At 62.0% G+C, this 21,278-nt stretch carries 14 protein-coding genes; 7 read left to right on the forward strand and 7 right to left on the reverse strand.

From position 1 onward, the window contains the following. Window positions 1–130 precede the first annotated feature (130 nt). Window positions 131–1,714, reverse strand: a complete 1,584-nt coding sequence (locus tag OQK_RS06915; protein WP_016771727.1) for a peptide chain release factor 3 — start codon at window positions 1,712–1,714, stop codon at window positions 131–133. A 449-nt stretch (window positions 1,715–2,163) separates the two neighbouring features. Here OQK_RS06915 and OQK_RS06920 point away from each other — a divergent pair, with 449 nt between their 5' ends. The 5 genes from OQK_RS06920 to OQK_RS06940 all read left to right on the forward strand — a co-directional run bounded on the left by OQK_RS06920 (window position 2,164) and on the right by OQK_RS06940 (window position 7,405). Continuing rightward, window positions 2,164–2,853 (forward strand): ABC transporter permease, encoded by a 690-nt coding sequence (locus tag OQK_RS06920; RefSeq protein ID WP_166554532.1) that lies wholly within the window; start codon window positions 2,164–2,166, stop codon window positions 2,851–2,853. Between the two features lie 20 nt (window positions 2,854–2,873). Further along, window positions 2,874–3,767, forward strand: coding sequence for a glycine betaine ABC transporter substrate-binding protein (locus tag OQK_RS06925; protein WP_016771730.1), 894 nt, complete (start codon window positions 2,874–2,876; stop codon window positions 3,765–3,767). Between the two features lie 13 nt (window positions 3,768–3,780). Next, the gene (locus OQK_RS06930; protein WP_016771731.1) at window positions 3,781–4,434 is read left to right on the forward strand and encodes an ABC transporter permease; all 654 of its coding nucleotides are present in this window, start codon (window positions 3,781–3,783) and stop codon (window positions 4,432–4,434) included. Continuing rightward, the gene (locus OQK_RS06935; protein WP_016771732.1) at window positions 4,431–5,588 is read left to right on the forward strand and encodes an osmoprotectant ABC transporter ATP-binding protein OsmV; all 1,158 of its coding nucleotides are present in this window, start codon (window positions 4,431–4,433) and stop codon (window positions 5,586–5,588) included. Before OQK_RS06930 ends, OQK_RS06935 begins: the two co-directional genes overlap by 4 nt. Window positions 5,589–6,241: 653 nt before the next feature. Beyond that, window positions 6,242–7,405: a type III PLP-dependent enzyme gene (locus OQK_RS06940; protein ID WP_016771733.1), complete on the forward strand. Its 1,164-nt coding sequence runs from the start codon at window positions 6,242–6,244 to the stop codon at window positions 7,403–7,405. A gap of 294 nt (window positions 7,406–7,699) precedes the next feature. Here OQK_RS06940 and OQK_RS06945 read toward each other — a convergent pair whose 3' ends face one another. Both OQK_RS06945 and OQK_RS06950 read right to left on the reverse strand, forming a co-directional pair. Then, the gene (locus OQK_RS06945; protein WP_016771734.1) at window positions 7,700–8,455 is read right to left on the reverse strand and encodes a tetratricopeptide repeat protein; all 756 of its coding nucleotides are present in this window, start codon (window positions 8,453–8,455) and stop codon (window positions 7,700–7,702) included. After that, window positions 8,452–9,132 (reverse strand): Fe2+-dependent dioxygenase, encoded by a 681-nt coding sequence (locus tag OQK_RS06950; RefSeq protein WP_016771735.1) that lies wholly within the window; start codon window positions 9,130–9,132, stop codon window positions 8,452–8,454. The genes OQK_RS06945 and OQK_RS06950 overlap by 4 nt, the downstream gene beginning before the upstream one ends. A gap of 207 nt (window positions 9,133–9,339) precedes the next feature. Here OQK_RS06950 and OQK_RS06955 point away from each other — a divergent pair, with 207 nt between their 5' ends. Together OQK_RS06955 and OQK_RS06960 are read left to right on the forward strand one after the other, a co-directional pair. Then, window positions 9,340–11,655, forward strand: coding sequence for a TonB-dependent receptor (locus OQK_RS06955; RefSeq protein WP_016771736.1), 2,316 nt, complete (start codon window positions 9,340–9,342; stop codon window positions 11,653–11,655). 236 nt (window positions 11,656–11,891) lie between these two features. Next, window positions 11,892–14,420 (forward strand): PepSY domain-containing protein, encoded by a 2,529-nt coding sequence (locus tag OQK_RS06960; RefSeq protein WP_038861133.1) that lies wholly within the window; start codon window positions 11,892–11,894, stop codon window positions 14,418–14,420. Window positions 14,421–14,538: 118 nt separating this feature from the next. Here the strand turns inward: OQK_RS06960 and OQK_RS06965 are convergent, their stop codons facing one another. The 4 genes from OQK_RS06965 to ptsP form a co-directional block, all read right to left on the reverse strand. Next, the gene (locus OQK_RS06965) at window positions 14,539–16,080 is read right to left on the reverse strand and encodes an alkaline phosphatase D family protein (protein ID WP_016771738.1); all 1,542 of its coding nucleotides are present in this window, start codon (window positions 16,078–16,080) and stop codon (window positions 14,539–14,541) included. A gap of 175 nt (window positions 16,081–16,255) precedes the next feature. Continuing rightward, window positions 16,256–17,989, reverse strand: a complete 1,734-nt coding sequence (locus OQK_RS06970) for a PTS fructose-like transporter subunit IIB (RefSeq protein WP_016771739.1) — start codon at window positions 17,987–17,989, stop codon at window positions 16,256–16,258. 11 nt (window positions 17,990–18,000) lie between these two features. Further along, window positions 18,001–18,942 (reverse strand): 1-phosphofructokinase, encoded by a 942-nt coding sequence (gene pfkB / locus OQK_RS06975; protein ID WP_016771740.1) that lies wholly within the window; start codon window positions 18,940–18,942, stop codon window positions 18,001–18,003. Next, a partial coding sequence (gene ptsP, locus OQK_RS06980) for a phosphoenolpyruvate--protein phosphotransferase (RefSeq protein WP_016771741.1) occupies window positions 18,943–21,278 on the reverse strand: 2,336 nt, incomplete at its 5' end.

The following is a 21,278-nucleotide window of genomic DNA, read 5'->3' on the forward strand; positions in this document are numbered from 1 at the left end:
GGTGACTCGCCGTAAGGGCGAAACCGCCAGCCGCAGCACCCGCAGCAACGGATATACACCCAAAACAAAAAGCAAAGAAAAACCCCCAAGACATACACCTGGGGGGCTTTCGAACAACTCAGCTCAGCGCTTAATGATGCTCCCGCGTCGCGCGGAATTTCACATCCGGCCAGCGCTCTTCCATCAACGCCAGATTCACCCGCGTCGGCGCCAGGTAAGTCAGGTGACCACCGCCATCCAGCGCGAGGTTCTCCACCGCTTTGTTGGAGAATTCCTCAAGCTTCTTCTTGTCGTCACACTCGATCCAGCGCGCCGAATACACGGTGATCGGCTCATACGAGCACTCGACCTTGTATTCCTCTTTCAAACGGCTGGCGACCACATCGAACTGCAGCACACCGACGGCGCCAAGAATGATGTCGTTGCTGCGCTCGGGGAAGAACACCTGCGTCGCGCCCTCTTCCGCCAACTGCTGCAGGCCCTGACGCAACTGCTTGGACTTCAGCGGATCACGCAGACGCACGCGACGGAACAGTTCCGGGGCGAAGTGCGGAATGCCGGTGAAACCGAGGACTTCGCCTTCGCTGAAGGTGTCGCCGATCTGGATCGTGCCGTGGTTGTGCAGACCGATGATGTCGCCGGCGTAGGCCTCTTCCAGTTGCTCACGCTCGGAGGAGAAGAACGTCAGGGCGTCGCCGATGCGCACGTCCTTGCCGGTACGCACGTGGCGCATCTTCATGCCTTTTTCGTACTTGCCGGAGCAGATACGCATGAAGGCGATGCGGTCGCGGTGTTTCGGGTCCATGTTCGCCTGGATCTTGAAGATGAAGCCCGAGAACTTCTCTTCCACCGGCTCGACAGTACGCTCGTTGGCTACACGGGCCAGCGGACGCGGCGCCCAATCGACGACAGCATCGAGCACGTGGTCGACACCGAAGTTGCCCAGCGCGGTACCGAAGAACACCGGGGTCAACTGGCCGTCGAGGAATTCCTGCTGGTTGAATTCGTGGCAGGCGCCCTGCACCAGTTCCAGCTGTTCGATGAAGCGCTCGTACTCATCGCCCAAGTGCGCGCGCGCCTCGTCGGAGTCGAGTTTCTCGATGATCTTGGTTTCGGTGCGCTCGTGACCGTGACCGGCGGTGTAAACAATGATGTAGTCGTCGGCCAGGTGATACACGCCCTTGAAATCGCGGTAGCAACCGATCGGCCAGGTGATCGGCGCAGCCTTGATTTTCAGAACGGCTTCGATCTCGTCGAGCAGTTCGATCGGGTCGCGAATGTCACGGTCGAGTTTGTTGATGAAGCTGACGATCGGCGTGTCACGCAGACGGCAGACGTCCATCAGCGCAATGGTCCGTGGCTCTACACCTTTACCGCCGTCGAGGACCATCAGTGCCGAGTCCACCGCCGTCAGGGTGCGGTAGGTATCTTCGGAGAAGTCTTCGTGGCCCGGGGTGTCGAGCAGGTTGATCATGTGTTCGCGATAGGGGAACTGCATGACCGACGTGGTAATGGAAATACCCCGCTGTTTCTCCATCTCCATCCAGTCGGATGTCGCATGGCGATCGGATTTACGGGATTTCACCGTACCGGCCACTGCAATCGCCTTGCCCATCAACAGGAGCTTTTCGGTGATCGTGGTTTTACCGGCATCGGGGTGGGAAATAATGGCGAAAGTGCGGCGTTTCGCGACTTCGGCGGCCTGTTGGGTCATGGGAAATCGCCTGGCGGTGATTCAAAAAAGGGCGGCGAGTATAGCTTAAAAAGTGATCGCCGAACCACCATCCCTCGGCCGCGCAAAACCCCGTAGGAGCTGCCGAAGGCTGCGATCTTTTGATCTTGTTTTCAGCAGCAAAGTCAAAAGATCGCAGCCTTCGGCAGCTCCAACAGGGTGGCCAAATAGTGTCTAACGTGGGAACCTTTTAAAGCACGGAGACGTCCATCCCCTGTTACGAACTTTCGTCAGGGGCTGAAAAATCAGCAAGTTAGCCTGACGAGGCTGCGCTCATGGCTCGCTTTCGCACCGCTTGGCCGGTGCTGGAAAACGGCTACTTTTCGCGAACGCTGACTCCGGCAGCCAGGAATGGCTTGCCACGCGGAGCAGCGCTCGCCGACTACAAAAAAAGGAGTCCGCCTGTGGCTATCCGCTATGGCAAAGGGCTGATGGGAGGTGCGGTGGTGATCGCGCTCCTGGCCCTGCTGGTCCACTGGATCGGCATCAACACGATCGAACACTACCGCGACGATTTGTTGTTTTACCTGCAAGCTCATCTGATTCTCGTCCTGGCTTCCATGCTGGCCGCCCTTGTCGTGGGCATCCCCGCCGGTATCTTCCTCAGCCGCCCGAGCATGGTCGGCCGCGCCGAACGCTTCATGCAGATCTTCAATATCGGCAACACCGTGCCACCGCTGGCCGTGCTCGCGATTGCGCTGGGCATCCTCGGCATCGGCAGTGGCCCGGCGATCTTCGCCCTGTTCCTCGCCTCGCTGTTGCCGATCGTGCGCAACACCTATGAAGGCCTGAAAAATGTGCAGGGCTCGCTGAAGGAAGCCGCTGTCGGCATCGGCATGACCCCGCGCCAGGTGTTGTGGAAAGTCGAATTGCCCAACGCCGTGCCGATCATCGTCGGTGGCGTGCGGGTCGCACTGGCGATCAACGTCGGTACCGCGCCGCTGGCGTTCCTGATCGGCGCCAACAGCCTCGGCAGCCTGATCTTCCCCGGCATCGCCCTGAACAACCAGCCGCAACTGCTGCTCGGCGCCGCGTGCACCGCGCTGTTGGCCTTGCTGCTCGATGGCGTGGTCACCCTCGCCAGCCGTCTCTGGCTGGAACGCGGTTTGCGCCCGTCTTAAGGCTTTGCGAAGGAATATTTATGAAACGACTTAGCTTGATCTTAGGCTGCGTCCTGCTGTTCGCAGGAATCGCGCAAGCCGCTGAAAAACCGGTCATCCGCCTCGGCGCCCGGGTCTTCACAGAGCAGACCCTGCTCGCCGAAATCACCGCGCAATACCTGCGCAGCAAAGGCTACGACGCGCAGATCACCGGCGGTCTGGGCAGCAACCTCGCCCGCAGCGCCCACGAAAGTGGCCAATTGGACCTGCTCTGGGAATACACCGGCGTGTCGCTGGTGGCCTACAACCACGTCACCGAGAAACTCGACAGCGCGCAATCCTACGCCCGGGTCAAAGAACTCGACGCGAAAAAAGGCCTGGTCTGGCTGACGCCGTCGAAATTCAGCAACACCTACGCCCTCGCTTTGCCGAAAAAAGTCGCCGAGCAATACCCGCAGATCGGCAATATCAGCCAGCTCAACGAAGTGCTGCGCGCCGAGGCCAAGACCAACCACCTGGTGGCGCTGGATACCGAGTTCGCCAACCGCTCTGACGGTCTCGACGGCATGGTCAAGCTCTACGACATGAACCTGACCCGCAAGAACATCCGCCAGATGGACGCCGGCCTGGTTTACACCGCGCTGCGTAACGGTCAGGTGTTTGCCGGTCTGGTCTACACCACCGATGGCCGCCTCAATGCCTTCGGCCTGAAATTGCTGGAAGACGACAAGCATTACTTCCCCGACTACACCGCCGCTCCCGTGGTGCGTCAGGCCACGCTGGACGCCAACCCGAAACTGGCCGAACAACTCAAGCCGCTGGCCGAACTGTTCGACGACGAAACCATGCGCCAGCTCAACGCGAGGGTCGACGTCGACCACGAGAGCCCATCGTCCGTTGCCGCCGATTTCCTGCGCCAGCACCCACTGAATTAAGAGAGGAGAAGTCATGGAATTTCTGAACGCCTTTTCCCATCTCGACTGGCAGCAGGTGATGCACCTGACCTGGCAGCACATCACTCTGGTCGGCATCGCCGTGACCCTGGCGATCGTCATCGGCGTGCCGCTGGGCATCCTGATGACGCGCTTCCCCGCCCTCGCCGGCCCGCTGCAAGCCAGCGCCACGGTGCTGTTGACCGTGCCGTCGATTGCCCTGTTCGGTCTGCTGCTGCCGTTCTACTCCAAGTTCGGCCAGGGCCTCGGGCCGCTGCCGGCAATCACCGCCGTGTTCCTCTATTCGTTGCTGCCGATCATGCGCAACACCTACCTCGCCCTCACCGGCGTCGAGCCGGGCATCCGCGAAGCCGCGCGCGGCATCGGCATGACCTTCGGCCAGCGCCTGCGCATGGTTGAACTGCCGATCGCGGTGCCGGTAATCCTCGCTGGCGTGCGCACGGCGGTGGTGATGAACATCGGCGTGATGACCATCGCCGCGACCATCGGCGCCGGCGGCCTCGGTGTGTTGATCCTCGCCTCCATCAGCCGCAGTGACATGTCGATGCTTATCGTCGGCGCGCTGCTGGTCAGTCTTCTGGCGATTTTCGCCGACCTCGTTTTGCAGTGGCTGCAACGCTCGCTGACTCCAAAAGGACTCCTGAAATGATCGAACTTCAAAACCTCAGCAAAACTTTCCAAAGCAACGGCAAAGATGTCAAAGCCGTGGACTCGGTGAGCCTGACCGTCAATGAAGGCGAGATCTGCGTGTTCCTCGGGCCATCGGGTTGCGGCAAAAGCACCACGCTGAAAATGATCAACCGCCTGATCAAACCGACCTCGGGCAAGATCCTCATCAACGGCGAAGACACCACCGATCTCGACGAGGTGACCCTGCGCCGCAACATCGGCTACGTGATTCAGCAGATCGGCCTGTTCCCGAACATGACCATCGAAGAGAACATCGTCGTGGTGCCGAAACTGCTCGGCTGGGACAAACAGAAATGCCACGACCGCGCCCGCGAACTGATGAGCATGATCAAGCTCGAGCCCAAGCAGTATCTGCATCGCTACCCGCGTGAATTGTCCGGTGGTCAGCAACAGCGTATCGGTGTGATTCGTGCGCTTGCGGCTGACGCCCCGCTGCTGTTGATGGACGAACCGTTTGGCGCGGTCGACCCGATCAACCGCGAGATGATCCAGAACGAATTCTTCGAGATGCAGCGCGCGCTGAACAAGACCGTGATCATGGTCAGCCACGACATCGACGAAGCGATCAAGCTGGGCGACAAGATCGCCATTTTCCGCGCCGGCAAGCTGCTGCAGATCGACCACCCGGACACCCTGCTGGCGCATCCGGCGGATGATTTCGTCAGCAACTTCGTCGGCCAGGACAGCACGCTCAAACGCCTGCTGTTGGTGAAGGCCGAAGACGCGGCGGACAACGCGCCGTCGGTCAGCCCGGAAACCCCGGTGGCCGATGCGCTGGAATTGATGGACGAGCACGACCGCCGTTATGTCGTGGTTACTTGCGCCGAGAACAAGGCGCTGGGTTACGTGCGCCGTCGCGACCTGCATCGCCAGACCGGCACCTGCGCGCAATTCCTCCGTGAGTTCAACGCCACTGCGGCGTACGACGAGCACCTGCGCATCCTGTTGTCGCGCATGTACGAGTTCAACCGCGCCTGGCTGCCGGTGATGGATGCCGAACGAGTGTTCCTTGGCGAGGTGACGCAGGAGTCGATTGCGGCGTACCTGAGCTCGGGACGTTCGCGGGGGATGAAGACCAGTATCGTCTCGCCGGCTGAGACGGTGGTCGCATAATCCGTCTGCGTGGTTGAAACCCGATCCCTGTGGGAGCGAGCCTGCTCGCGAAAGCGCAATATCAGTCGACGCTGATGGCGGCTGTGAAAATGCCTTCGCGAGCAGGCTCGCTCCCACAGGATCTGCGTGATTTTGTTGATCTTTACAAGGTGACAAAGAATCTCAACAGCCTCTCCTGCAAGCGCGCCGTCAATTCAGCTTCTTCAAGGTCCAAATCCCGCTTCAAAACCCTCTCTCGACGCCAACGTCGCCGATGTTGCCGCTATCACACTTACCCGCGATCTAGCCGACAAAAGCCCCGAACGTGCAGATATGTTTAACACTCAAAAATCCGTCGGGAACATCTGCCCGTCATCTCGGTCGGGTAGAAGGAGTGATGGACGCGACGCACGTCAGAAGCGTGCAAAAACGCGACATTTTTAGTTGATCTCGCGCCCCTCACGCCCTAAAGTTCGCGCCGAACGTCCATGCTGGAAACGATCCATCCGGCTCAAGTACTGACGACGAGACAGCAAGGCCAAGGGATAACTGCACATCTCTGGGCCTTTTTGCTTTCGGCGACATGCCTTGGGAAGTAGGCGAACCAAAGTGGGGATACGGAGGGCGTTCATGCACCCATTGTTTTTACGAGTTTGCCCATAGGAGCACCCAGCATGTCGATCCAGGTCGAAGACTATTTCGCGCGCGCTACATTCGACAAAATGAAGGCGTTCGCCGACAAACAGGAAACCCCGTTCGTGGTGATCGACACCGCCATGATCGCCCAGGCCTACGATGACCTGCGCGCCGGTTTCGAATTCGCCAAGGTCTACTACGCGGTCAAGGCCAACCCGGCCGTCGAGATCATCGACCTGCTCAAAGACAAAGGTTCGAGCTTCGACATCGCCTCGATCTACGAGCTGGACAAGGTGATGGATCGTGGCGTCAGCCCGGACCGCATCAGCTACGGCAACACCATCAAGAAATCCAAGGACATCCGCTACTTCTACGAGAAGGGCGTGCGTCTGTTCTCCACCGACTCCGAAGCCGACCTGCGCAACATCGCCAAGGCTGCACCGGGTTCGAAAGTCTATGTGCGCATCCTCACTGAAGGCTCGACCACCGCTGACTGGCCACTGTCGCGCAAGTTCGGCTGCCAGACCGACATGGCCATGGACCTGCTGATCCTCGCCCGCGACCTGGGTCTGGTGCCGTACGGCATCTCGTTCCACGTCGGTTCGCAACAGCGCGACATCAGCGTCTGGGACGCGGCGATCGCCAAGGTCAAAGTGATCTTCGAACGTCTGAAAGAAGAAGACGGCATCCACCTCAAGCTGATCAACATGGGCGGCGGCTTCCCGGCCAACTACATCACCCGCACCAACAGCCTGGAAACCTACGCCGAAGAGATCATTCGCTTCCTCAAGGAAGACTTCGGTGATGACCTGCCGGAAATCATCCTCGAGCCGGGCCGTTCGCTGATCGCCAACGCCGGTATTCTGGTCAGCGAAGTGGTACTGGTTGCGCGCAAGTCGCGCACCGCTGTCGAGCGTTGGGTGTACACCGATGTGGGCAAGTTCTCCGGCCTGATCGAAACCATGGACGAAGCGATCAAGTTCCCGATCTGGACCGAGAAGAAAGGCGAGATGGAAGAAGTCGTGATCGCCGGCCCGACCTGCGACAGCGCCGACATCATGTACGAGAACTACAAGTATGGCCTGCCGCTGAACCTGGCGATTGGTGATCGTCTGTACTGGCTGTCGACCGGTGCGTACACCACCAGTTACAGCGCGGTCGAGTTCAATGGCTTCCCGCCGCTGAAGTCGTTTTACGTTTAAGGAGCAGCTGAAAGTTTCGAGCTGCAAGCTGCAAGAGAAAAGCCCACGAATTTGTGGGCTTTTTTGTGGGTGTTCGGCTGGGGAGGTTTTTTGTACTAGATACCATAGCCCCTCACCCCAGCCCTCTCCCGAGGGAGAGGGAGCCGACCGAGTGGTCTTCCGTCCGACATCGACCTGAACCACCTTGGCGATTATGGATTCGGCAAAACCATTGCAGGTCGGCGTACCTCCCAAGCATCCCTCGGTCGGTTCCCTCTCCCCCTGGGAGAGGGCTAGGGTGAGGGCTCGGCGGTTTCAGCCGCGCTGCAACTCTGCATACCGAGCGGCATACCGACTAGCCATCGCCTGAATTCGCAAGCCTGTCGCATCAGCCAGCGTCTGGCTCGCCACCCGCAGAAAATTCAGATTGCCGGTGGCCAAGGCTTTCTCCAGCCAATCGACCGCTTCATCAACCCGTCCCTCAGCCGCCAACACCGCCGCATAACTGAACTGCCCACGAAAATCCCCTGCCTCGGCCGAACGCCGATACCACTCGCGCGCCGCCAGCGGATCCGCCGGACACACCTGCCCTTCCTCCAGATAACGCCCCAGCAGATTCATCGATTTCGCATGGCCCAACTCAGCCGCGCGCCGATACAGCGCCAACGCTTGCTGATGATCAACCGTCACCCCGCGCCCGGTGGCCAGTAGATTGGCCAGGTTGTACATCGCCCAGTCCAGCCCCGCCTCGGCAGCGATCCGATAATGCTGCGCCGCGACCGAGGCATCCGCCGCACAACCCCAACCATGCTCATGACAACGCCCGAGCATATTGCGCGCCATCAGATGTCCGCGCCCGGCGGCGATGCCGAACCAGCGCAATGCAAGCGGTTGATCCTGCGCGATGCCCTGACCGTCCAGCAGGATCTGCCCAAGCAGCGCCTGCGCTTCAACCTCGCCCTCGCCCGCCGCGAGCAAAATCGCCTGCGCAGCGCGGGCCGGGCTTTCTTCAAGCATTGCCGCCAACCCGGCCGCATCGAGGACTTCCTCTCGGCGTAGCTGGAAACTCATACCTCGACCCAGCGCCGCAGCAAGTTGTGATAAGTGCCGGTGAGGCGGATCAGCGAAGGGTGATCGGGGACGTCCCGAGTCAGCTGCTGAATCGCCCCGTCCATTTCGAACAGCAACGCGCGCTGGCTGTCTTCGCGCACCAGGCTCTGCGTCCAGAAAAACGAGGCATAACGCGCACCACGGGTGACCGCATTGACCTTGTGCAAACTGGTGCCCGGATACAACACCATGTCGCCGGCCGGCAGCTTCACACGCTGGGTGCCGTAGGTGTCCTGGATTTCCAGCTCACCGCCGTCGTAATCTTCCGGTTCACTGAAAAACAACGTCGCCGACAAATCGGTGCGCACCCGCTCGATGCTGCCCTTGGGCTGGCGCACGGCATTGTCGATGTGGAAATCGAAACTGCCGCCGGCCGTGTAGCAGTTCACTAACGGCGGGAAGACTTTGTGCGGCAGTGCGGCAGACATGAACAGCGGATTTTTCCACAACCGCTCAAGCATCGCCGCGCCGATTTCCTTCGCCAGCGGGTGGCCTTCGGGCAGTTGCAGATTGTGCTTGGCCTTGGCCGACTGGAAGCCGGCGGTGATCTTGCCGTCGGCCCAATCCGCTTGCTCCAGGGCCAGGCGGATGCGCTGCACTTCGTCTTTTGCGAACAGCCCGGGGATGTGCAGCAGCATGGCGATGTCACCTGATGGCAAGAAGGCGGCAATGGTATTGATTCTTATTGACTGTGTAAAACCCCCAAGACGGATGAACAAGCAGAAACCGTAAGGGCAAATTGTAAAGAATGTAAATTCAATGCGAATAACAATGTTTCGCAATTGATACGAATACCTGTTTACCCTATATTCCGCCGCCTCAAATCCTTGGGGAGGGGAATAAAAATGGCACGTCAACACGCACAATTACCGGTCAGTTCACCACGTCTGCTCGCCTCGGCAATCGGTGTCGCAATCACCGCCGGCTCCGCTGGGCAGATGGTCTTCGCGGCGGAAAAAACCGACAGCAAAGCGTCCGGCAACGCCATCGCCCTGGACGCCACCGCCATCACCGGCGAAGCCCAGGACTCGACGTCCTACCAGGTCGAAAAAGCCTCCTCGCCCAAGTACACCGCACCGCTGGTCGACACCCCGCGCTCGGTCACCGTCATCCCGCAACAAGTGCTCAAGGACACCGGCGCGCTGAACATGCAGGACGCGCTGCGCACCGTGCCGGGCATCACCTTCGGCGCCGGTGAAGGCGGCAACCCGCAGGGCGATCGTCCGTTCATTCGCGGCTTCGACGCCCAGGGCGACACGTATCTGGACGGCGTGCGCGATACCGGTTCGCAAAGCCGTGAAATCTTCGCTGTGGAAAACATCGAAGTCAGCAAAGGCCCGAACTCGGCGATTGGCGGTCGTGGCGCGGCCGGCGGCAGCATCAATCTGGTGAGCAAGAAAGCGCACCTGGGCAACTCGTTCGACGGCGGCTTCACCTACGGCTCCGACCAGACCCAGCGCTACACCCTCGACGGCAACTACCAGTTCAGCGACAGCGCTGCCGGCCGTCTCAACCTGATGAGCCACGAGAGCAACGTCGCCGGTCGCGACAAGGTCGATTACGACCGTTGGGGTATCGCGCCGTCGCTGGCCTTCGGCCTGGGCACCGACACCCGTGTCAACCTCGACTACTACCATCTGGAAAGCAACGACACCCCGGACTCGGGCATCCCGTACACCATTCCCACCGGTGGTTCGGCCGCACGCACCAAGTCCAACCCGGACAAGCCATACGCCGGGGGCGATCACGACAACTTCTATGGTCTGGATCGTGACTTCCGCAAGGGCCGCACCGACACCGCGACCTTCGCCATCGAGCACGATCTGAACGATGCGCTGACCATCAAGAACACCCTGCGCCACGGCAGCAGCATGCAGGATTACATCCTCACCCAGCCGGACGACAGCAAGGGCAACGTCAACAACGGCAGCGTCTGGCGTCGGGCCAACACGCGGGTGAGCAACACCGAAACCACCACCAACCAGACCGACCTGTTCGGCACCTTCTACGTGGCCGGTTTCAAGAACAGCTTCTCCACCGGTGTCGAATACACCCGTGAGCAGAGCGAGAAATCCTCGTACAACGTCAACACCGACACCACGCCGCGCACCAGCGCTGTCACCACCAACTGCAACCCGGGCCTGATCGGCGCCGCCAGCGGTTACAACTGCACCTCGCTGTCGAACCCGAATCCGAACGATCCGTGGAACGGCGCAATCTCGCGCAACTACGCCGGCACCGACACCCAGGCCGACACCTACGCGCTGTACGTGTTCGACACGCTGGAGTTGTCCGAGCAATGGCTGGTGAACATGGGCCTGCGCTACGACCACTTCGACACCGACTACAAAACCTACAACGCCGCCGGCCGCACCACCTCCAAGGGTGATGACACCAGCGAATTCGTCACCGGCCAGTTCGGCGTGGTCTACAAGCCGGCGGAAAACGGCAGCATCTACGCCTCCTATGCAACCTCGGCGACGCCGCCGGGCAACACTTTGGGCGAAGGCCAGGAAGGCAACCCGCTGGGCGGCACCCCGGATCGCAGCGGCAACCTGCTGAGCAGCGACATGGAGCCGGAAACCACCAAGAACTACGAGATCGGCACCAAGTGGGATCTGCTCAATGATCGCCTGTCGCTGACCGCCGACATCTTCCGCACCGAGAAGGAAAACGCTCGCGTGCAGGTCGATACCAGTTCGTACGAGAACGCCGGCAAGACTCGCGTGCAAGGCTTCGAACTGTCGGCCAGCGGCAAGATCACCGACAAGTGGCAGGTGTTCGCCGGTTACGCTTTCATGGACAGCGAACAGGTTGACGGTGGCCCGCTGGGTCGCGCCAACGACGGCAACGATCTGCCGAACACACCGAAAAACAGCGCCAGCCTGTGGACCACGTATCAGGTCACGCCGAAGCTGACGATCGGTGGTGGCGCGTTCTACGTCGACGACGTCTACGGCAGTGTCGCCAACACGACGATGGTCGATTCGTACGTGCGTTACGACGCGATGGCGGCCTACAAGCTGACCAAGAACGTCGACCTGCAACTCAACGTGCAGAACCTGACCGACGAAACCTATTACGACAAAGCCTTCTCGACCCACTTCGCCAATCAGGCGGCGGGACGCACGGCGCTGTTGAGCACCAACTTCCACTTCTGACCGATGTGAAAACCTGTGGGAGCGAGCTTGCTCGCGAAAGCGGTGGCTCAGTGAAGTCGATGCTGACTGACACGACGCCTTCGCGAGCAAGCTCGCTCCCACATAAGATCTGCGAAACGGATCAGGCCCCGTTCATTCAGTTGAACGGGGCTTTCGTGTGTTACGCAAAACGCTTCTTGATAACCCACGGCATAATGCGCGCCGTGATGACAATTTCCGAACGGACGGCGAGTGACGTGTTGAAGAAAACCCTGTTCCAGTTGCACTGGTTTTTTGGCATCACCGCAGGGCTGGTGCTGGCTCTGATGGGCATCACCGGCGCGGCCTATTCGTTTCAGGACGAGATCCTGCGCGCGCTGAATCCGTCCGTTCTGCAGGTGGAAAAGCAGGTCGCCGGCGTGCTGCCGCCAGTGGAACTGGTGGAGCGCATCGAAGCCGCGTCCGGCAAGAAAGTCGCGATGCTCTGGGTCGAGACCGACAGCGGTCACGCCGCACGGGTATTCTTCACTCCGCCCAAGGGCGAACGGCGTGGCGAAATGCGCTACTTCGATCCGTACACCGCCGAGTTAAAGGGCGATGCCACCGGTCAGGATTTCTTCGGCCTGATGCTGCAACTGCACCGGTTCCTCGCCATGGGCGACACCGGGCGCATCATCACCGGCGCCTGCACCTTGATGCTGTTGTTCTTCTGTCTCTCTGGCCTGTATTTGCGATGGCCGCGTCAGTGGAACAGCTGGCGCGTGTGGTTGACCCTGGACTGGAAAAAGAAGGGCCGCGCGTTCAATTGGGATCTGCACTCGGTGGCCGGCACCTGGTGCCTTTTGGTCTATTTGCTGCTGGCGTTGACCGGCTTGTCATGGTCGTACGAGTGGTACAACAAAGGCCTGACCCGACTGCTTTCCGACGCGCCGCAAAACGAACGCGTACGCGGCGGTCGCGGCCCGGCGCCGGAAGGTCCGGCACCGACGGCCGACTACGCGGCGATGTGGAGCAGCATCTACAGCGCTGCCGGCCCGGGTCTGGCCGCGTACAACATTCGCATGCCGGCGGTGGCCGGCCAGCCGGCGACGGTGTTCTACCTGCTCGACAGCTCACCGCATGACCGCGCGCTGAACCAGATCACCCTCGATCCGGCCACCGGCGTGGTCAAACGCGTCGACCGCTATGCCGACAAAAGCTTCAAGGCCCAACTGCTGACCAGCATTTATGCGCTGCACGTCGGCAGCTACTTCGGCCTCGTCGGGCGCATCATCGTGACGATCGCGGCGGTGTGCATGCCACTGTTTTTCATCACTGGCTGGCTGCTGTATCTGGACCGTCGACGCAAGAAAAAGCAGATCAAGGATGCCCGCCAAGGTCTCGCACAACCGTCCGCCGAGGCTTCGGCATGGCTGATCGGTTTCGCCAGCCAGAGCGGTTTCGCCGAACAACTGGCGTGGCAGACCGCCGGACAATTGCAGGCCGCCGGATTGCCGGTCAACGTGCAGCCGCTGGCCAATCTGAGCGAACAGGATCTGCGTGAGTCGAACAACGCCTTGTTCGTGGTCAGCACCTTCGGCGACGGCGAAGCGCCGGACAGCGCCCGTGGTTTCGAGCGCAAAGTGCTGGCCAAGGCCTCGACACTCGACAGCCTCAACTACGCCGTGCTCGGCCTCGGCGATCGGCAGTACGCGCACTTCTGCGGCTTCGCCAAGCGCTTGCATCAATGGCTCGGCGAGCACGGCGGCAAGACCTTGTTCGCCCCGGTGGAGGTCGACAGCGGAGATCCTTACGCGCTGCGTCACTGGCAAACCCAACTCGGCCAGCTCACCGGACAGGCGCCGAGCGAAACCTGGCAAGCACCGAGCTACGACAACTGGACGCTGGTCCGTCGCGAATTGATGAACCCCGACAGCAGCGGCGCGCCGGTCTACCTGCTCGGCCTCAAAGCCCCGGACACCCGCAGTTGGCTCGCCGGTGACCTGGTCGAAGTGCTGCCACGCAATTGCCCGTGGGCCATCGAACATTTCCTCGACGGCCTCGGCATTCGTGGCGAAACCCCGGTGAAGGTCAACGGCATCGACGAACCACTGGAAGTGGCCCTCGCCTCACGGCAACTGCCCGAACACCGCGCGCATCTGGTCGGTTTGCATGCGCAGTCGCTGGTCGACGCAATGGTGCCGCTGGCGATGCGCGAATACTCGATCGCCTCGATTGCCGCCGACGGCGTGCTGGAACTGATCGTGCGCCAGGAACAGCACAACGACGGCAGCCTCGGCATCGGCTCCGGCTGGCTCACCGAACACGCGCCAGTGGGCGGCAGCATCAGCCTGCGCGTGCGGCGCAACAGCGGTTTCCATCTGCCGAACGAACCCGTGCCGATGATCCTGCTGGGCAACGGCACCGGCCTGGCCGGCCTGCGCAGCCTGCTCAAGGCACGCATTGCCGACGGCCAGCAACGGCAGTGGCTGCTGTTCGGCGAGCGCAACCGTGAGCACGACTTCCTCTGCCGCGCCGAGCTCGAGGAGTGGTTGGTCAATGGCGATCTGGCGCGGCTGGATCTGGCGTTTTCCCGCGATCAGGCTGAGAAGGTTTATGTGCAGGATCGCTTGCGTGAGTCGGCGGATGAATTGAAGAAGTGGTTGGCAGATGGTGCCGTCATCTATATCTGCGGCAGCCTTCAAGGTATGGCCTCAGGCGTCGACCAGGCCCTCAACGATATCCTCGGCAGCACCGAAGTCGAACGCCTGATCGAACAGGGCCGCTATCGCCGGGATGTTTACTGACCCAACACCATCCCCTTGTGGTGCGAGCCTGCTCGCGAAGGCGATTTAACAGTCAACATTGGTGTTGGCTGTAAGTCCGCTTTCGCGAGCAGGCTCGCTCCCACAGGGGACGCGTTGCTCAGACCGGTTGGAGTTTCTGTTCGAAAACAGCGATGCCATCCAGATCCCGCAACACCACGCTCATCTCCCCGCTCTGCGCTTCAATATTCACCTCACCAAAAAACTGAAACCCGGCAAACGGTGAGGTGTTCTGTGCGGGCGGTGCTTTCTCGAACACCACCTCTGGGCCAAACGTCTTGTCCAGTGGATTCGGCCCGAAACTGCCGGCATTCAGCGGCCCGGCGACAAATTCCCAGAACGGTTCGAAATCCTGAAACGCCGCGCGGTCCGGATGATAGTGATGCGCCGCGCAGTAGTGCACGTCCGCCGTCAGAAACACGAAATTACGCACCTGCTGCGCACGTAAAAATCCGAGCAATTCGGCAATTTCCAGTTCACGCCCCTGCGCCGGGCCGGGGTCGCCGTTGGCCACGGCTTCCCAACGCGCAACGCCCGGGCTGACCTCGCCGTCCGGCACGCCCAGGCCGATGGGCATGTCGGCGGCGATGACTTTCCACTGCGCCTTCGATGCCTGCAACTCACGCTTGAGCCAGTCCAGCTGTTCACGGCCGAGAAACGGTTTTGCCGCGCCGAGGTTGTCGTCGTTGGCTTCGCGATAGCTGCGCATATCCAGCACGAACACGTCGAGCATCGGCCCGTAGCTGAGCTTGCGATAAATCCGCCCGCCGCCGTCCGCCGCTTGCAAACGCATCGGCGCATATTCCAGCCACGCCTGCCGCGCGCGGCCCACCAGCTTGTGGATATCTTTCTCCTGATAGCGCTCATCCAGCTGCTTGCCCGGTGACCAGTTGTTGACCACTTCGTGATCGTCCCACTGCCAGATCTGCGGCACTTCGGCGTTGAAGCGACGGATGTTTTCGTCCATCAGGTTGTAGCGATAGTTGCCGCGATAATCGTCGAGGGTCTGCGCGACTTTGCTCTTGGCTTCGGTGGTGATATTGCGCCAGATGCGCCCGCTTTCGGTGTTCAGTTGCGCGGGCACCGGGCCGTCGGCGTAGATGGTGTCGCCGCTGTGGATAAAGAAGTCCGGCAGGCGCAGGCGCATGGCTTCGTAGATGCGCATGCCGCCGATGTCCGGGTTGATCCCGAAGCCCTGGCCGACGGTGTCACCGCTCCAGACAAAACGGATGTCGCGTTTTGTCGTTGGCACGCTGCGCAGATGGCCGAACCACGGTTCGCTGGCGACGCCGCTCTGCGCATCTTCGAAGTGCACGCGATAGAAGATTGCCTGGTTGGCCGGCAGGCCGGTGAGTTCGACGCGGGCGGTGAAATCGCTGCGCGCATCGGCCAGTGGCGAGACGAATTTGCGCGGGTTGCCGAACAGGCTGCCGGTGTCCCACTCGACCACCATGCGCGCCGGGCGATCGCTGCGACTCCAGATCATCGCGCGGTCGCCGAGCAGGTCGCCGGACTGCACGCCGTCGGTGAGCTGCGGACGATCCTTGACCGAGGCAATCACCGCCGGCGCCAGCCCCGGCAGCAACAGCCCGGCGCCGACCGCTTGCATGACGCGACGCCGGCCGAGATTGAAATCGCTCATGGTGTTCTCCCTGCAAAAGGGAAAACTTAAGCACGGGTGTATGAATCCGCTATGACAATGCAGACTCCTGTGGGAGCGAGCCTGCTCGCGAAGGCGTCCTGCCAGCTACCACATCTTCAGCTGACACTCCGCTTTCGCGAGCAGGCTCGCTCCCACAGGGATTTGGTGTTGTCGGTCAGGCCTTGGCGGGCTCCAGCGCTAACTCGACAGCCTCCGGCCGTTTGAGCAGCGCATACACCACCGCCGTAACCAGGCTCCCCGCGACGATCGCCAGCAGATACAGCAGCGCATGGTTGATCGCATTGGGGATCGCCAGCACGAACAAGCCGCCGTGCGGCGCCATCAGTTTGCAGCCGAAGTACATCGACAAGGCACCGGTCAGCGCACCGCCAGCGATGCTCGCCGGGATCACCCGCAGCGGATCTTTCGCAGCGAACGGAATAGCCCCTTCGGAGATGAAGCACAAACCGAGCACGAAGGCCGCTTTGCCGGCCTCGCGCTCGGTCTGGGCGAACTTGCGCCGGGCAATGAAGGTGGCGATGCCCAAGCCAATCGGCGGCACCATGCCGGCGGCCATGGTCGCGGCCATCGGTGCGTAACTCTGCGAGGCCAGCAGCCCCACCGAAAACGCATAGGCAGCCTTGTTGATCGGCCCACCGAGGTCGACGCACATCATGCCGCCGAGCAACACGCCGAGCAGAATCGCGTTGGTGGTGCCCATGCTGTCGAGGAACTGGGTAAGCGCGGCGAGCATGCCGGCGACCGGTTTGCCGACCACGTAAATCATCACCAGACCGGTGACCAGACTGGCCAGTAACGGGATGATCAGAATCGGCTTCAGCGCTTCCAGGCTCTGCGGCAATTTCACATAGCGGGCGATGGCTTGGGCGGCGTAACCGGCGATGAAACCGGCGATGATCCCGCCGATGAATCCGGCGCCCAGAGTGCCTGCGAGCAAGCCGCCGATCATCCCCGGCGCAAGGCCCGGGCGGTCGGCGATCGAGTAGGCGATGTAACCGGCGAGCAGCGGCACCATCAGCTTGAACGCGGTGTCGCCGCCGATCTGCATCAGTGCCGCCGCCAGCGTGCCTTCTTCTTTGTACGCGGTGATGCCGAACACGAAGGACAACGCGATCAGCAAACCACCCGCCACCACCATTGGCAGCATGTACGACACACCCGTGAGCAGGTGCTTGTAGACGCCAGTTTTTTCCGACTTGGCCGGAGCCTTGCCGTCGCTTGCCGCGCTTTCGACAGCGCCTTCGGCCAGGGCTTTTTTCAGGGTCGCTTCGGATTGCTTCAGCGCAACGCCAGTGCCGCAGCGATAGATTTTCTTGCCGGCGAAACGCTCGGTGGCGACGTCGATATCCGCCGCCAGCAACACCACGTCTGCGTCGGCGATGGCCGTTGCGCTGAGCGGGGTTTTCGCGCCGACCGAGCCTTGGGTTTCGACCTGCAACTCATAGCCCAGACGCTTGGCGGTCTGCTGCAACGCTTCGGCGGCCATGAAGGTGTGGGCGACGCCGGTCGGGCAGGCCGTGATGGCGACGATGCGTGGCGCACGTGGCGCGTCAATCGCCGCTTCGACTGCGCTGGCCACGTAGACTTCGGCTTCTTCAGCACCGCGACGCAGCACCGCTTCGACATCCTGCAGCGCCTGCGCCGGAGCGATCTGGTACACGCGCTTGCCGACGAAGCGACTCATGTCCACCGCGCCAGTGGTGACCAGCAAGACCCACTCGGCGGCTTCGATGGTCGCCGCCGACAATTCGCGTTCCGGGTGCGCCGGATCGACCACTTCAACGCTGGTGCTCCAGCCCTGGCGCTGCGCCGCTGCATCGAGCAGGCGCGCGCACAGCACACTGGTGACCATGCCGTTCGGGCAAGCCGTAACAATGGCTAACTTCATGACAAACCCTCTTATTGTTCTGTCAGGGGGCGCACGCGCACGCCCTGTTCGAGCTGCGCCAGTTGCGCAGCGTCGTTGATGCCAAAACCGATCTGGGTCACCGCCATTGCCGCAATCGCGGTGGCGGTGCGCAGGGTTTGCTCGGGGGTGTCGGCGCTGAGCAGACCGTGGAGCATGCCAGCCAGCAATGAATCGCCGGCACCGACCGTGCTGGCCACGCTGACCTTCGGCGGCGTGGCGTGCAGGGCCGAGCCGACACTGAACCAGTTGACCCCGTCAGCGCCGTGGGAGATCACCACGTGCTCGATGCCTTGCGCATGCAAACGTGCGGCGGCTTGTGCTTCGGCGATCGGCGAGACCACTTCGCAGCCAAGTGCGTGGGCCAATTCTTCGGTGTTCGGTTTGATCAGCCAGGGGCTGGCCTGCAACGCAGCGCGCAAGGCTTCACCACTGGAATCGAGGGCGACTTTCAAGCCGAGCGCGTTCAACCTTTCAATCAGCTCGCGCAACCATTGCGCGGTGACGCCACGCGGCAGACTGCCGGCGACCACCACCGCATCGTGCCCAGGTGCGATCTGCTGCAAGCGATCAAGCAAGGCTTGCTGCGCCGTTGCATCGACCACCGGGCCAGGCCCGTTGATGTCGGTGATGCGCCCGTCCTGTTCGGCGACCTTGATGTTGCTGCGCGTCTCGCCCGGCACGCGGATGAACCCGTCGACAAAACCACGCTTGGCGAACAGGGTTTCGAACGCTTGCTGATTGTCTTCGCCGAGAAAGCCGCTGACGGTGACCTGATGGCCGAGATCCGCCAGCACCTGGGCGACATTGACGCCTTTGCCCGCAGCGTGGGTGTGCATCTCCTCGCTGCGATTGACCTGACCGGCATCCAGCCGTGACAGCTCGACGGTGAGGTCGAGTGCCGGGTTGAGGGTCAGGGTAAGAATCTTGGCCATTTACAGGGCCTCCACTAATGCGCGTACTTCATTCGCGCTGCCCACGGCCAGGGCCTGTTGAGCGAGGGTTTGCGCCTGGGTCAGGCTGAGTTCACGGATGCGCGCCTTGACTTCGGCAATGCTGCGACCGGACACGCTAAGCTCGTCGACACCGAGGCCAACCAGCACCGGCACCGCCAGCGGATCAGCCGCCAGTTCGCCGCAGACGCCCACCCATTTGCCATGGGCATGGGCGGCGCGCACGGTGATGTCGATCAGTTGCAGCACCGCCGGGTGCAAGCCATCCGCTTGTGCAGACAGCGTCGGGTGACCACGGTCGATGGCCAGGGTGTATTGGGTCAGGTCGTTGGTGCCGACGCTGAAAAAGTCGACTTCCTTGGCCAGAACCGGCGCAAGCAACGCGGCCGACGGCACCTCGATCATGATCCCCAGCTGAAGATCGGCGACTGGAATTTCCAAGCGCAGACGCTCGGTCATGTCACGGGCCTGGCGCCACTCTTCGACGCTGCCGACCATCGGGAACATGATCCGCAGCGGACGGTTGTCAGCCGAGCGCAGCAAGGCGCGCAGTTGCGCTTCCATGATCTGCGGCCGCTGCAGAGTCAGGCGAATGCCGCGCACGCCGAGGAACGGGTTTTCTTCCTTGGCGATCGGCCAATACGGCAACGGTTTGTCGCCGCCGACGTCGAGCGTGCGCACCACCAGCGGCCGCCCGGCCAGACCATCGAGGACGCGACGGTATTCGGCTTCCTGGGTCGCCTCATCCGGGGCCTGTGGGTGGGCCATGAAAATCAGTTCGGTGCGCAGCAGACCAATGCCTTCGGCGCCCTGCTCCACCGCGCTGGTCACGCCTGCGCTTTCGCCGATGTTGGCGAACACTTCGACGGCGTGGCCGTCGGTGGTGTGTGCCGGTTGATGGCGTTGTTCGGCGGCGATCTTCAGGCGTTGCTCGCGGGTGTCGCGCTCTTCAGCGGCACGCTTGAGGGTCGCGGCATCGGCGTCGACATGCAGACGGCCACGCTGACCGTCGAGCAACAGCGGCGTGCCCGGCTCGAGCAACAGCACCGCTGCACCCGCGCCGACCAGTGCTGGAATACCGAGCGCGCGGGCGACGATGGCGCTGTGCGCGGTAGCACCGCCGCGCGCGGTGAGAATCCCCGCCACTCGCGCAGGATCCAGGCGCGCGACATCGGACGGGCCGACTTCGTCCATCACCAGAATGTACGGTTGCTCAGGTTCGTTCGCGGTTTGCACGCCACACAGCTGCGCCAGCACCCGGCGACCGATGTCGCGCAGATCCGCGGCACGCTCGGCGAGCAACGCGTCCTGCAGCGATTCCTGCTGTTTGGCGGCGGCTTCGATCACCGCCATCCACGCCGCTTCGGCGCTTTCGCCTTGCTTGAGGCGGGTTTCGACTTCGTCGGTCAGATCCGGGTCGTCGAGCATTTCCTGGTGAGTGATGAAAATCTCGCGGATCGCCTTGGCCTTGCTGCGTTCGATCAAGCCCTGAATGTCGCGGCGCACGTCGCTCAGCGCTTGCTTGAGGCGCTCGCGCTCGATCGCGGCAGATTCGCCGCGCAACGGGTAATCGATGGCTTGCAGCACCTGAATGTGCGCCGGGCCGATGGCGATGCCCGGTGCGGCGGGAATCGCCTGCAACAGGCTGCCGGACGCGGGAGCCACCAGCACCTCGGCGATGTCGGCGATCACTTCGCGCTGCTGACTCACGGCCGGCAACGGCTCGACTTCCTCACCGAGGCCCTCTTCAATCGCCGCGAGCAGGGCCGGCAAGGCATCGGCGGCGATGCTCGGCTCGGCGATCAGCTCCAGCACCTGACCGCGGCGGGCACCGAGACTGAGCAGTTTGCTCAGGCTCTTCACCGACACGGCGCTGTCCTGGCTGTCGACGATGCGCACACGGATTTCGCCGTCAAAACTCTTCGCCAGTTGCGCAAGAATCTTCGCTGGTCGTGCGTGCAGACCATGGGCATTGGCCAGGGCAATACGTGCACTCGGCCAGTCGGCCGGCAGTTCACCGCCGAGCACTTCGAGGACTTTGCGGCTGCTGGTGGCGCGGCCGAGTTCGTGGCCGCGACCTTCGATCAGCAACGCGCACAAACGCTCGAGCAACGCCTGATGCGCTTCGCCCAGACTGGCGAGGCAGAACAGTCCGCTGAGCGGCTGGCCGAGGTAGCGCATCGGTTTGTCCGGGGTGACGAACGCCAGTCCCGGACGCTTCACGGTCTGCTCGCTGTGCAACCACCACAGGCCGTCGCCCAGTGGCAGCGCTTCGACTTGCTGCAACACGCCGGCAAAGCCGTTGCTCACACAATCGG

The sequence above is a fragment of the Pseudomonas sp. R62 genome, assembly GCF_000257605.1.
GTDB classification, from domain to species: domain Bacteria; phylum Pseudomonadota; class Gammaproteobacteria; order Pseudomonadales; family Pseudomonadaceae; genus Aquipseudomonas; species Aquipseudomonas atacamensis.

Bases quoted from the DNA above. Each gene is read 5' to 3' on its own strand.
- OQK_RS06915 (WP_016771727.1), bottom strand. From the start codon at position 1,714: ATGACCCAACAGGCCGCCGAAGTCGCGAAACGCCGCACTTTCGCCATT.
- OQK_RS06920 (WP_166554532.1), top strand. From the start codon at position 2,164: ATGGGAGGTGCGGTGGTGATCGCGCTCCTGGCCCTGCTGGTCCACTGG.
- OQK_RS06925 (WP_016771730.1), top strand. From the start codon at position 2,874: ATGAAACGACTTAGCTTGATCTTAGGCTGCGTCCTGCTGTTCGCAGGA.
- OQK_RS06930 (WP_016771731.1), top strand. From the start codon at position 3,781: ATGGAATTTCTGAACGCCTTTTCCCATCTCGACTGGCAGCAGGTGATG.
- OQK_RS06935 (WP_016771732.1), top strand. From the start codon at position 4,431: ATGATCGAACTTCAAAACCTCAGCAAAACTTTCCAAAGCAACGGCAAA.
- OQK_RS06940 (WP_016771733.1), top strand. From the start codon at position 6,242: ATGTCGATCCAGGTCGAAGACTATTTCGCGCGCGCTACATTCGACAAA.
- OQK_RS06945 (WP_016771734.1), bottom strand. From the start codon at position 8,455: ATGAGTTTCCAGCTACGCCGAGAGGAAGTCCTCGATGCGGCCGGGTTG.
- OQK_RS06950 (WP_016771735.1), bottom strand. From the start codon at position 9,132: ATGCTGCTGCACATCCCCGGGCTGTTCGCAAAAGACGAAGTGCAGCGC.
- OQK_RS06955 (WP_016771736.1), top strand. From the start codon at position 9,340: ATGGCACGTCAACACGCACAATTACCGGTCAGTTCACCACGTCTGCTC.
- OQK_RS06965 (WP_016771738.1), bottom strand. From the start codon at position 16,080: ATGAGCGATTTCAATCTCGGCCGGCGTCGCGTCATGCAAGCGGTCGGC.
- OQK_RS06970 (WP_016771739.1), bottom strand. From the start codon at position 17,989: ATGAAGTTAGCCATTGTTACGGCTTGCCCGAACGGCATGGTCACCAGT.
- pfkB (WP_016771740.1), bottom strand. From the start codon at position 18,942: ATGGCCAAGATTCTTACCCTGACCCTCAACCCGGCACTCGACCTCACC.